Origin of the sequence: Cohnella sp. (assembly GCF_041641335.1) — a bacterium.
Taxonomy (GTDB): domain Bacteria; phylum Bacillota; class Bacilli; order Paenibacillales; family Paenibacillaceae; genus Cohnella.
Genome location: NZ_JBEPYQ010000027.1, coordinates 21,364 through 34,623 on the forward strand (window position 1 = coordinate 21,364; position 13,260 = coordinate 34,623).

Here is a 13,260-nt window from a genome sequence, read left to right on the forward strand (position 1 = left end):
ATGATAGAGATGATATTAAAGCCGTTCATCCAGCCGATCAAACGCAAGATCATCATGCCGCTCAAGCGCGCCGGCAAGCTTCCCAAGCTGATCGTCCGCTGGCTCGTCAAGTGGATGCGGAGCATTATGGGCGGCAAGCTTCGCTCGCTGGAGAACTATTGGAAAGTCGGAACGTTCTACATAGCCAAGAAGCTGTTCGTCATTATCGTCCTGCTCTCTTTGGTCATCGTCTACTTCGGCTTCATCAAACCGCCGAAGTTCGTGGACAAGTGGTTCGCCAGAACGCCGAAAATCGAAGCGTCGTCCGCAATGGCTCAAGGGTTCACCGGACTTGCCAAAATCGTCGACGAGAACGGCAATCTTGTATACCAGGGCCCTCTCGACAACGGCCAGTTCTCGGGCGCGGGCAAGCTGTTCGCCCCGGACGGAACGCTGCTCTACATCGGGGACTTCAGCCAAGGGCTGAAGTCGGGCAAGGGCGAGCTGTACGACGCAAGCGGCACTCTTCTCTACCGCGGCCAATTCGCGGCCGATCTGTACGAGGGCAAGGGAACGCTCTTCAAGACGGACGGATCGGTGCTCTACGACGGCAGCTTCGCGGCGGGCAAATACGAAGGCAAAGGAACGCTGTACTCCGCGCCGGACCAGCCGCTGTATGCGGGCGCGTTCGCGGGCGGCGAGTATCAGGGCGCGGGCAAGCTTTACGACGAGAGCGGCAAGCTCGTCTACGAAGGCGCGTTTAACGCCGGCAAGTACGAGGGCGCGGGCAAGCTGTATCGCCCCGACGGCTCCTTGCACTACGAGGGACAATTCCTCGCGGGCGTCCTGTCCGGCGCCGGCAAGGAGTATTATCCTTCCGGCGTCGCCAAGTACGAGGGCGCGTTCCTGCTCGGCAAGTACCACGGCGCAGGCAAGCTGATGAACGACCAAGGCATCGTCCTGTACGAAGGCGGTTTCGTCGGCGGCCTGCGCGACGGGGACGGCAAAGCGTTCGGACCGGACGGTATCGCGCAGTACGCCGGCAAGTTCAAGGGCGACAAGTACGAGGGCGTCGGCACGCTGCTCGACCCGGACGGCGCGGCCGTCTATACCGGCTATTTCAAAAACGGGGAAATCCACGTCCAAGGCTTCCTCGGCCTCTCGCTGCCGAAGCTTCAGGAGCTATTGGGTGCGCCCGACGCACCTCCGGCCGGCGAGATTGTGCCCGAGGAGCTCGAGCCGATCGGCGAAGAGGAGCCTCCCGTCGACGTCCCCGCGGAGGGGAGCGGCAGCACCGGCGATAACGGCGGCGGTGCTGGCTCCGGCGAAGCGGCAGCAGATGGCTCGGATGCGGGCAACGCTGGCTCTGGGGGCGCTGGAGAAGCGCCTGCCGCTAGCGGCGGAGCAGGTTCGGAGGCTTCGGGCGGTTCGACGACGGGCTCGGATGGCTCGAACTCCGCGGGCGGGGCGACGTTGGACTCTGATGGCTCAAGCTCCGCTGGCGGGGCGACGACCGGCTCGGATGGCGCAACCCCCTCAGAAGCGGGCAGCACCGGCAATAGCGGTGGCGATACGGGCAGCGGCGACGGCGCGGGTTCGAATGCCAGCGGCAGTGGAGACGCGAACGGTGTAAGCTCTGTAACCAAAGTCTCTTCGAATGCGGGCAGCGTAAACGGAAATAACGTGAATGCCTCCCGCTTGATCGCCGGCGGAACAAGCAAACGTTCGTCGTCCAGTATCGCTCTGGCAGCGGCAAAGACGAGAATCGTTGATGTACTGCCCCTGTCCCCGGCTGCGTCAAATGCGGAGGTTCTGCCGGTTCTTCCTCCGGAGCCGCTCGATTTCAGTTACGCCGCCCACCAGTTCTCGTTTAAGCTGAAGGCGGACGAAGACAATCCGGAAGCCTACGCCGTCACCGAAATCAACTCCTGGAACAAGACGGTGCTGGAGCGGCTCGCCAAAGCGATCCAGGATGAGAAGGTTAAAGGCATCAAGCAGTCGCTCGGCGGCAACAAGTTCGAAATGACCTACCTCTGGAACGACGCTCTCTACGTTTTCACATACAACAAAGACGTTCCGGTTCGGCTCAGCGTGCATCAGTTGCAGCAGTGATCCTAGACAATTTGCCTAAGTTAAGAAGGAGCAGCCCGATTAGGGACTGCTCCTTTCATTTAACGGTCCACTAGACCACTAATCCCCCACCATCTGCCTCCTCCAAACTTTTAACGATCCAGCAGACCGCTAACCACACGCCTACCGCCCCACACAAACCCTTAACGGTCCATCAGATCGCTAATTCCCCGCCATCCACCCGAACCAAACTATTAACGGTCTGATAGATGTAGGTCTCTTGATTTATATCGTTTTGATTTCTTCCATCGGCATACGAGGGTTAGCGTCGTTATTTTGCGAAGCCGGAGAAATTCGTCATGAAAGGCGCGATTTTAAACGCACCTATCCGCCACGTTTCCCATTCGACTTCCATAGGAACCTCTGACGTTATTCGGCGGATCGGCTCGACTGCTCCCGCTTTCGAGGAATCCGGTCATTAACCAACAAAATAACACCGTTGCCACTTTTTTACTTTCGATATAACTTGGATTGTAGGGGATTGTCCCCCACATTACGGAGTCCGGGAGGTAGTATCGATGGATGCAGAAGAAGTAGTAGCGGTAGAAGGATTGGAAGCGGAAGTTGAAGCGGTTGCAGAGGAAGTCGCCGAAGAGGCGGTTGCCGAAGAAGCCGTAGCCGAGGCGGTCGAGGAAGCGGAAGCAAGCGCCGAGCAGGAAGAAGCGGTTGCCGAAGCGTCTGAGGAAGCGGCCGAAGAAGCATCCGAGGAAGTTTCCGCGGAGGCGGAGGAAGAAGCGGTAGTCGCCGAAGCGGAGGAAGCGGTCGCGGAGGAAGCTTCCGATGACCAAGCCGTTGCGGAAGCCGAAGCGGACGAGCCCGCGCTGGCCCAAGTCGCCGCGCACGAGAGCGAAGCTTCCGATTCGGAAGCGGAAGCCGAGTAATCATCCATTCTTGATCGGACAACGATCTAAGGGGCTTATCTGCGCGGGAGTCGAACCGCTTGCGCCGGCAAGCCCCTTGTCATGTGCCTTGAGTCACGAACGGTTGCGCAACGAGGCGCGAAGAGCCCACTTGCGCTCGTGCCGCTTCATATACTTGGGCAGGGTGCGGTACAGTTGGCGGCACTCCTTGAACGCTTCGGCGGCTTCAGCCGACTTGCCCAGACCGTCGTAAATCGTTCCCAGCCGGTAATAAGCCTCGCACGAAGAAGCATTGACGTCCTTGAATTGCTGCAAATAAGCAATCGCCCTGTCCGGCTCCGTCTTGGCCAGCGCCTCAGCCAGCCTCAGATACGGCTGTCCGTACTTGACCTTCGGACTGATGGCCAGCGCCCGCTTCATCGCCTGCTCGCCTTCCTCCACTCGCCCCAGCGCAAGCTCGCAAGTTCCGAGATCGCTCCAATACTCGGCCGAATGCTCCATCTGTTCCCCGATGCCCTGCAAAATGTCCCTGGCCTGCGCGTGTTTCCCGCTCTCGATCAGCAATCTGGCCAACTCGGATTTGGCCGACACGTCGTGCGGACTCATCTCCAGCTGCCTTCTCCATTTGGAGATCGAGCCGCGCCTGCGCAGCGGCTTGACCAGGCTGGGAGACAAGCCTATAAACCGCCTCTCCAACACGTAGATGACGATCAACAGCACGATAATCGCAACGAACGGATTGCCGAACAGCCAGGTCAAACCCAAGAACAGCAAAATTTTGCTCACAATCAAGCCTCCTATCCCTCTCGCCCTTACGGCCTAATCGCGATGGCGGTAACTTGATGCGAATTCTTTAGACGTTGTCGATTCCCGCAGCCGCTTCGTCGACCGCCTTGCGCAGATCGGCCGCCGGATACCCCGAGCCTTCCGGCAGCTTCTTGAACGCCCACCAACGGATACGCAGCGATGTGCCCGTGGCGGCGCCGGCCAGCTTCATCCCGATACGGAAGCTGCCTTTGTCCGGGTAAATCAGCGTGCCGAAGCTGATGTTCGGAAGCTCCGCTTCGTACTCCGTATCTTTAAATACGTCCGTCGCGCCGAAATAGACCTTCGAACCTCCCGATCCGACCGGAGCCTGAGAATCCGGAATTTCCTCAAGCCCGACGACGACCGTCACTTGGCCTTCTCCCAGACCGTGCACGATTTCGTCGGTCACGAAATTCCGCTTGCCGCGCGAGAAAAATCTCGGTCCCTGCTTGGCTTGCGAATCGAGAGGCACCTCCACGAGCCCGGTAGCCATTTCGTCCTGGATCGTCTGAGGCTGAGGGATGCCCAGCTTGAAGTCGAACGCGTTCCGCTCGGGATGGTACACGACGTCCAGCTCCGGCTTGCTGCCGTATTCCAGATCATACGCGCGCGCCTCCGCGTAGAAGCGGTGCAGAGTCGAAGCTCTTCCGCTGCGGGAAAGCCGATTGGCAAGAGATGCGTTAGGAATATATTCGCCGAAGGGTACCCGTTCCACCTGCTCGATCATATAAGTCGGCCCAAGCTGCAGCAGTCCGATCTTGGCCAAGCAGACGTCTTGGTCGGCGTAGCCCTCCACCGCTTGATCCAGGGAACGTTCGTACCATACTTTCAAAATGCGCTCTTCGACGGGTTGGTCGATGATGTCGACCGAATGGCGGACGGTATGATCGATGGGAACGCGATTGTCTCCGAGCAGCAGCTCGACGGAACCCGCGTTCAGCTTCAGGCTGCCGGTCGTTCCCGCGCGATCCTGGACCTTCACGCTGTAGTTAAGACGATATTCCGTATCCTGCTTGTCGCCCGGCTCGAGAAACTTGACGATGTTGCCGTCTTTGCCGAGAGCGACGAAGCCGTCCGCTTCGTAGGCCAAGGAGAGAGAGACGCGCGGGGCTTGCAGCGTTTTTTCCACGACGAGGGTAACGTCGACGACTTCGCCCGGATTGGCGAATTTCGGCATTCTCTGGGTTACGCGGACGTCCTTGTCCTGATAGATCGTCACGATGTCTTCCAACAGGCCGTCATGCTCGAAAGAATGAGGCGACGGCGCTTCTTCCTTCACGTACAGGCGATAGCTTTCCAGGAATCGGTTGTACTCGCTCATCTCCTCTCCGCGAACCGAGGAGTTGCCGACCGAGTGGACGGGCTCCCGGCCTTTTTCGTCGTAAGCGACGTAGAGATAGACGTTCTTCTTGTACTCGTTGTTGGAGAAGCCCTCGATCATCGACAGTTTCAGAGTCACGGGGGCGGATACGACGATCTCGCGGCCGAGGTAGTCGAGCGCGACGCCCATCTCCACGGTAATCGTCTTGTCGTCCACCGGGACGACTTGCATGCCGGCCACGACGCCGCTGCCGAAGAGAAGCCGGTTAAGCAATCTCCTCTTGTCGTTGAAGTATTTCTGCTCCGATTCGAAATCCCGCACGGTCAGCAGCTTTCCGTAAAAATACCGGTTCCTCTCAAATGGAAACATCCTCGCCTTTTTCACCGGAACTCCCCCTTAAAATGAGTCGTCATTCCAACTCCGAATCCATTCCCAGTCTCGTGTGCGCGTCCATCCTGCCGTCCATATGCTGATCTACGATAAGCGTATCGTTCGGCATGCTTCTGTCCGGTCCGAGCGTGAACAGCGAAGGCTCGGCCAATACCGTATTCACGCCGAGATACGTATGCAAGTCGAGATACATCCAGGGCTCCAGCCAGACCATTCGCACTTCCGTGTAAGCCGGCTTATGCTCCTCGATGAGACCGCGGAGCAGCACGCGCTCCTTCTCCGACGGGGCTTGCGCCTGATCCAGCAGCACCGTGAACGTGTACGGATTGTCCCCGTAAAGCCCGTCCAGCAGCCGCCTCAGATCGGCGTTATCCCTCATCGCCTTGTACTGGAACGGCTCGACGATGACAGGCGGACGGCCGGTAAACGTCTCGACTAGCTTCGCGATGCCCCGCCTCGTCCCTCTGTAGCGATACAGCTCCGGCGCGGCGCGAATGAGCGCGCGCACTTTGTCGTCGCGCCAATGCTCGTCGCTGTCCAGCCCGAGCCAGGATGCGAGCCAGCGAAGCTGGCCTCCCTGCGCCCGTTCGCTGTCGAAGTAGGCGGCCATGCCGTCGATCTTCTCCTCCACGCTGTCGTACAGCGTGCCAAGCAGCGACAGGTACCGCTCCAGGAAGTCCCGGCTGCTCTCCTCTTCCTGATACACCGCAGGCAAGTAGGACAGCAGCGTCTCCCGAGGGAAATAAACGCGAAGGCGGCGCAGCAGCGGCGTCTGCCGGTCGCTCCCGATCCACTCGATCTTCAGCCACAGATATCTGCCCTGGGCGCCGAAGAACAGAGCGTCCGACGGGTTGACGATCGGAGCGGACCAGTGGGGCGCCATTCCCGCAAGCTTGTCGCGGAACGAATGCTCCTCGTCGGCTATCCAATCGTCCACCTTCCAGACGGTCCCCTGAATCGGCAGAAACTCCGAATCCGAGCTGTAGTACGATACCCGGATTTGCGTGCCGTCCGGAATGTCCGCGTCGATCGCGAACTTGTGCCACACCGTCTCCGCTTCGGCGCTGTCGAACGCCTTGGACAGCCACACCGCTTCCGGAATCGAACTTCCTTCCCAGCCCATCGTCTGCGGCTGCAGCTCAAGCACCGTTACCGTGCTCTCTTCCCCGTTCCAGACGTACATCCGGTCGCGGCCGTCGATGACGATGGCTCCGGCTTTGCCCCGGAATCCGGAGATCCGGTCCTGCTCCCCGTTGCCGCTGAAGCGCACGATAAAACGGTCGTCCTCCCCGTCTTCCCCGATCTCCCGCAAATCCCCGATATAGATCATGTTGCGGGAATCGACGCTCAGTCCGGCAAAATATTGCGGAGGCATCAGGAAGCGCTCCAGCCTGCGTTCTCCCCCCGAGCTAGAGAGAATATACAGAGCGCAGGTCAGCGTCTCCAGAACGAAGGCGTCCCCTTGCGACGTCACGGAAATAAACTGCGTTCCGCGCCAGCGATCCGTCTCCGCCGGGAGCCTCGCCGTAAACTTCTCGTTCGCGTAGACGTCCGTCACGACGCCCGACATCGTCATCCTGATCAGCGCGAGCTGCCTGAACCCGAGCGCGTCGCTCGCGTTCGGATCGCCGACGGGCAGACGCGTCGTCAGGACGTACAGACCATGCTCGTCCGAGGCCAGCGCCAGCGGATGGAACGGAATGCCGTCCAACTCGTGCCCGGACCTGCGGAAGCGAAGCTGCCCGTTGGCCATATCGAACGCCGAGATCGACGGCTCGCCGGCCGCATCTGCGACGAACAGCGTGTCTCCCGTAATCGCCAAATTGGCCGATGCCGTAAACAGATGATGCCCGGGCACGAACAGGCGCTCATGATGCCGACTGCCCCTGTCGTACGTCCATAAGTCTCCCTCGGCGTTCAGGAACACCAATCGGCCCTGAGAGTGAACGGCGAAGGCGGTCACGTCGCCGACGCCTTCAAGCTGAGACAGATGCACCGTCTCGAGAACCCCGTATTTCTCCCCTCGCCTGATAGCGACCTCTTCGTCCAGCTCCAGATTGCGTCCGACTCCGCGGCGGGCCCAATGCTCCGGCCGATTCAGCGAGAAGTACGTCGTCCCGCCCTTCATGTCCGTCCCTCCTTCGTCTTCCCGATTGTCATAGCTGCGAGCTGCTGATCAGTTCGATGCGGTGCTCTCCCGAGTACGCGATCGCGGTTTCCGGCAGCTCCAGATCTCCGCCCGCGCTTTTCCGAACGGCTTTCCCTTCCGCGTCCAGCCACAGGTCTTGCACGTACGCGACGCCCTTGACCCGGCTGATCGCGCCGTAGATGTCGCCCTTGTGAACCGTCCTGCCGAACGGCCAGCCCTGAACGCCGCCCGGTTTGTCGTGAGGCGCCAGCAACCGGTTGAGGGCGGCGACGATCCGGTGCCCCTCTTCCATAAAATGAGGCTCCACGACGACGACCGCATGCACCGTCACCTTCACGTAATCCGGAGCCACGACGTGGACTTCCGTCGTGATCAGCCTTCTGTCGTCCAGATGCTTCGCCACCGTCGCCAGAAAACCCGCGCTCGGCATCGGAGTATCGCCGATCCCCTGAGGCACGACGACTACGGTGACCGCTCCGTCGGCCGGTTGGCCCTTTCCGGGCGCGTAGTTCGGGATGACGTGCACCCTCGACAGCTTCAGTCCCGGCGTGCTCATCGCGATCCTCGTGTAATCTTCGCTCGTTACGGCGCAATATGGAACTTGCCATTGCGCCCTGGCCCGCTCCACGCACTCCTCCAGCGTCTCGGCCTCCGCTCCGCCGAAGCCGTAGCCGAGATTGTCCGCCGTCAGCAGCAGCTCGTCCTGCTCTTCCAGCAGCCAGCGGTTCAACAGCCCCGGCTTGATGTTGCCGCGCTCTCCGCCGCCGAATTCGCATACCGTAACGCACAGGCTCGGATCGGCTGCGCAGGCCGGAATCGCTCCGTGCTCGTCGTTGCCGAACGCCAGCTCTCCCGTGGACGGATCGAACGTATAGTGCCTGTCGAGCGGACCCGAGCGATCGAAGCTGTCCACCGGCTCCCAATCTTCCCAGACGAGCCGTCCGTCCTTGCCCTCCGGCACGCCGACCTGGATGCGAAGACCGTCCCGGCGCTTCACGGGCAAGTCGTACAGCCGCAGCTTCTGATGCGGCAGGCCGTTGCTCCGCCCGATCCAACGCAGCTCGGCGAAATCTTCCGAGCAATGAATGCGACGGATGTTGCCGACGCCCTGGTCCGGAATCGCTCCGCGCTCCCCGTCTCCGAACCGGACGATCGAACTTCCTCCGGCCGTTCGCTCGACGACATATACTTCGCTCTCCGCGCCGGCCTCTTCGAAGTCCGGCACCTCCCGCCATTCCTTCCAGCGGCCGTCGGTCTGCCGCACCTGCACTCTCAGCTTGCCGCAACGCGCGAGCAGACTGTCCGCTTCGATCAACTGATTCGGGAGCCCTCTGCCGTCGAACGCCATCTGCTCGCTCTTCGTATCCCGCTGTCGCAGCCGGGCCGTATTCAGCAGCACTTGGTCAATTCGCGGCGGCAGCTCGTAACCGTCCTGCTCCAGTAGGCAGCAAATCCAGTAACGAGGACGGTCCGCTGCCGGGTGAACGATGACAGGCCGCATCGGCGTGGCGACGCGGAAGGTAATCCGCCCGCTGCTCGTCAGATGAAGCGTGCCGTCCTCCACCAGTTCCAGCGGCAGCCAGGAATTGCCGTGCTCCTCGCTCCAGCCGTACGACTTCCAGGCGACGCGAGCGGACGGGACGATTCCGTCCGCCTTCGTCTCCTCGCCGTCTGCCAGCTTGACGTATAGCGAAAGCGACTCTCCCGCTTCAAGCTCGCGGTCGAAAGCGATGTACAGCCGGCTCCCCGCTTCGGCTTCGCGGCCGAACGCGTAGAAGGCGACGTTGCCTCTCTCGTTGGAGGCGGATCTGTCGCTCGCTTCCTTCTCCGTGCGGGTGACGATGCGCTCGATGGATAGAGGCAGCAGCTTGACGGGTTCCACCGTCTCGAAAACCTGATCCTCGGCCTGCAGCTTCGTGCCGACGGGAAGCACGACCGGCTCGCGCACGTTGCCGAACGTAACGTCCGCTTCCGCTTGCTCGGCCTCCCTCGGAGCGACGCCGAGCAAGTCCAGAAACTTGCGGACGTTGCGCTCCGGCACGCGGCTCAAGTAGTACTGCTGCATTTCGCTGAGCCATGCGAACAGCTCCAGGAACGTGATGCCGGGATCGTGCGCGTTCTCGTCCGTCCACTCCGGCAGCCGCCGCGGAATGCTGCGGCGGGCCTCCTGCAAGATGTTCTCGAACGCGCGGTCGTCGAGCGGGATTCTTGGAAGCATCGGCTTCCCTCCTTTCGGCATTTTAGAGGTCGTTCAAAAAGTCCGGTTTTGATCACGAAGCATTTCAGGAAGCCTATTCGACGTCGAATCTTGAACTCAGCCGGTTCTTCCGGTGCTCACGTAGCTTCCACTACGCTTTACGACCGTTCCTCATCACTGGTCTTCGTCCAACCTTCCAGGATGCATGGGCGAGCAGTTCGCCGTCAGGCGAACGACCAGCCTCGGTGCTGAAACCCGAACTTTTTGAACCTTCATTTGAACGGTCGTTCAAAAAGTCCGGTTTTTGAACCTTCCTTTGACTTTATTTCACAGTCATAATAAGCCGGTGGCCGCCGCCGCAGGAGATCATGCCATGCGGTACGCGGCGGATGTCGTCCGGCAGCATTTCCGTCGATTTGCCGTTCTCCGTGCGCACGACGCCGAGGTAGAGCTGCTCCACCCTCTGCACGCCTTTGACCGATTGCAGCAAACCGTAGAAAGCGGAGGCGTGGATCGGCTCGCCGATGTCCCAGCCCTTCCCGTCCGACTGTCCGGTCAACGGATCGAGGAACCGGTTCAGCGCCTCCAGGCAGGCCGTCTCGACCGGAACGAGAATGTCCGGCGCGTCGGCGACGATCGTCGCGAACACCGAAATCTCAATGAAAGCCGGAGCGATAACGGTTAGCTTGCCGGCTTCCCCGACCAGATTCGCGGTTCTCCGGCGCAGCTCCGTCTCCAGCTTGCGCTTCGTCTCGGCAAAATTCTCCCTGCCGACCGCTCCCCCGGAAGGAAGAGCGACGACGACGAACGAACCCGGACTATTCTCCAGTCTCGCATTGCGGTTCGGCAAGCACTTCACCTTCGTGATGCCGGGCTCGATCTCTCTGACGAGCCATTCCGCATCGGAAGGGGAGATTGCCCGCCCGCGATGCTTGAGCTGCTGCGGTCCTCTGCGCAGCGCGCCCTCGAGCGGCTCCGCGTCTCCTCCGCCGGTTGCGGGCTGAGGATTGGACACGCCTTGCACGAAAGCGATCGACTGCATCAGCCCGGTCACTTGCGCCGGCCCGACATTGCCGCGCGCCCCGCTCGTTACCCGATACGTAACGCGAATCTTGTCCCCGCCTCTCAGCGGAGGCTCCATGCCGCGCGTTCCGTCGCCGAAGCGAAGCACGCCGGTCGCAGGCTGAATCGTATAATGCCGATCGTCCGGAGCGGAGCCGTTAAGCGAGCGCACCTCGTCCCAGCGCACCCACAGCCTCTGCACGCTGCCTTCGCTGTCGCGAAACACCTCGTACTTGTCCGGATCGGCTTCGCTCAACCGCGCCAGCTCGTGCTCGCCGATCGTGCCCGTCTCGTCGACCCATACTTCCTGGCCGACGACCGGAGTCTGCGACAGCACGAAGCCTCCCTTGCCGGGCTCGGGAAATTCTCCGGCGATCGTGCGCAGCTGCACCGCTTTCACGGAGTTGCGGTGGATCGCTTTGACGCTCGGCAGATCGGCCTCATCCTCGCCGTATTTGCCGTCGCGGTTCACCGCCCTCAGCCAAGCCCTCGCCTTGCCGAACATCGAAGCCGGAGCAAGCGACGCCGGCCCGACGAACTGCAGCAAGCCCGATTGCGTGAAGCTCTGCGTATCGTCCACCGTTTTCAGCGCTTCCCAGCCCCATTCTCCGCCTTTGCGAACGTAAGCTTCCCATTCGATCCAAGGAAGCCGCTCGTCCGCCTCGGGCTTGCTGCCCAGCGCGAATTGCATGCGGATCGGCCCCCGCACGGGGGGAACGTCAAAGCCGAAATAGACGGCAGGCGCCGGGCACGGAATCGGCAGGAACGCCTTGAAGACGTCGCCTCCCTGTCTCGTCGTGGCCGTAATGTCCGTCAGCACGGCGTTGTTCAGCGTGTAAGCCCAATCCGGGCTTAGCTCGGCAGTGGAAGGATAGGCGTAGGAGAAAGCCAACGCCTCCAGACGAGGGCTCATATACTCGACGATCGGAGCGGTCGGCGTATCGGTCGCCGCCACCCTCGCGCGAATCCAGAGATCCTCCCGCCCGTTGACGAGCGTCTCGGCCATATCCTCCGGACATGGGAACTCGAGCGTGAAATCCTTCTGCTCTTCCTCCGGCAGACTGGCGAACATCTCCTCGAACGGACCGCTTTCCGGCAGCCTCATCCAGTTGTCGCCGTTCCAGTACTCCCACAGCACTTTGCGAATATAGAGACGCGGAGGAGGCTTCGTCTCGAAATCCGCCGTTCTCATCACCATCTTCCAGCGAATTTCCGGGTCCGGACCGACGCGAAGCTCGTTCGGGACGTTGCGCGCCCGGAACGTCATCCGCAGCTTGCTGCCCCTTTTGCTGAACGCCTCTCCGCAGGAGGCATAAAACACCGAATACGGAATCGAATGCTCCCCGAACGGATAGAATCCCGCTTTGTCCAATTCCACGTCGTTAAAATACAGCTCCCCGGCCGGAATCGCCTCGGGGTCTTCCGTCAGATCGTGCGACGCCCTCAGCGTCAGCCTGTCCATCTCCGGCAGAACGCGCAATATCGGCGGCCCGTCGGAACCGTCCGCAAGCGGTTTGACGCGGCAGCGAATCCAGCGTCCCGTCACTCCGCCGATTTCCGCTTCGATCACGGGACCTCTCGTTTTTTTCCTCAGCGTCACTTCTCTGCCTTCCGCCGACGCCTCCTCGAACGGGATCCATTCATCGCCGCTCGAATAGCTCCATTCCAGCCAATCCGTCCTGGCGAACAGGGACGCCAGCTCCTCCTCGACATATCTGCGCTCGGCGTTGTGCCACTTGAGCGTGAGCCTCGCGGGATGATCGAGCCGCAGCAGCTCGTCGTGCCGAACGTAGAAGACGTGATCCTGAAGATTGTCTCCCGAGGTCGAAAACAGAGAAAATTCCGGGGCCGTCCCCGCTTCCGTCCGGTCGCTGTAATCGTCCCCGGCCAGCACGATGCGATCCCGCCCCGGGTGAACGTTGTACAGTTCCATCAGCTTGGCCGGGCTGACCAGCAGCGCGCCCTCGGTCTCGAACGGAAGCTCTTCCCCTTCGTCTTCCGCTGCCGCCGTCAGCAGCGTTCCGCCCGGAACGTAAACCGACTCCCTGACTCCCTCGTTCAGCGAAAATACGACGTTCGCGCGCGAGGGCCGAGCCGGCTGGAGCTGCACCTGCAGCAAGTCCAGAAAAGCGATGAAGTTGTTCAGCGGAACGCGATTCAGCCGTTTGATATTCTCTCCCAGCATCTCCGCGGCCAGATAGAACAGCGCCGTGCCCGCGTCGGGATCTTCCGGCGAGAAGCGCCATTCCGGCGTATAATGGGGAACCATCGCCTTCATTCGCTCGACGAGAGCGTTCAAATCCCTTCCGTCGATCGCAGGGGCGCGGGCTTGCCCGTTTTGCCACAGCTCTGATTTCATCCGATT

The 13,260-nt window shown here is 61.0% G+C and carries 7 protein-coding genes; 2 read left to right on the forward strand and 5 right to left on the reverse strand.

Features of this window, described 5'->3' with window-relative positions; all coding sequences use genetic code 11:
• A complete protein-coding gene (locus ACESLM_RS11110; protein WP_372631654.1) occupies positions 1 to 2,091 on the forward strand; it encodes an MORN repeat-containing protein in 2,091 nt (696 codons plus the stop codon).
• A gap of 536 nt (positions 2,092 to 2,627) precedes the next feature.
• Positions 2,628 to 2,990, forward strand: a complete 363-nt coding sequence (locus ACESLM_RS11115; protein ID WP_372631655.1) for a hypothetical protein — start codon at positions 2,628 to 2,630, stop codon at positions 2,988 to 2,990.
• Between the two features lie 93 nt (positions 2,991 to 3,083).
• Here ACESLM_RS11115 and ACESLM_RS11120 read toward each other — a convergent pair whose 3' ends face one another.
• The 5 genes from ACESLM_RS11120 to ACESLM_RS11140 form a co-directional block, all read right to left on the reverse strand.
• Positions 3,084 to 3,755: a tetratricopeptide repeat protein gene (locus ACESLM_RS11120; protein WP_372631656.1), complete on the reverse strand. Its 672-nt coding sequence runs from the start codon at positions 3,753 to 3,755 to the stop codon at positions 3,084 to 3,086.
• 67 nt (positions 3,756 to 3,822) lie between these two features.
• Positions 3,823 to 5,481 (reverse strand): hypothetical protein, encoded by a 1,659-nt coding sequence (locus tag ACESLM_RS11125; RefSeq protein ID WP_372631657.1) that lies wholly within the window; start codon positions 5,479 to 5,481, stop codon positions 3,823 to 3,825.
• Positions 5,482 to 5,506: 25 nt separating this feature from the next.
• Positions 5,507 to 7,615 carry a phage tail protein gene (locus ACESLM_RS11130; RefSeq protein WP_372631658.1) on the reverse strand — a complete coding sequence of 703 codons (2,109 nt, stop codon included), beginning with the start codon at positions 7,613 to 7,615 and terminating at the stop codon, positions 5,507 to 5,509.
• 28 nt (positions 7,616 to 7,643) lie between these two features.
• Positions 7,644 to 9,854 carry a putative baseplate assembly protein gene (locus ACESLM_RS11135; protein ID WP_372631659.1) on the reverse strand — a complete coding sequence of 737 codons (2,211 nt, stop codon included), beginning with the start codon at positions 9,852 to 9,854 and terminating at the stop codon, positions 7,644 to 7,646.
• 301 nt (positions 9,855 to 10,155) lie between these two features.
• Complete coding sequence (locus tag ACESLM_RS11140) at positions 10,156 to 13,254, reverse strand: putative baseplate assembly protein (RefSeq protein ID WP_372631660.1); 3,099 nt, start codon at positions 13,252 to 13,254, stop codon at positions 10,156 to 10,158.
• Between the last annotated feature and the right edge of the window lie 6 nt (positions 13,255 to 13,260).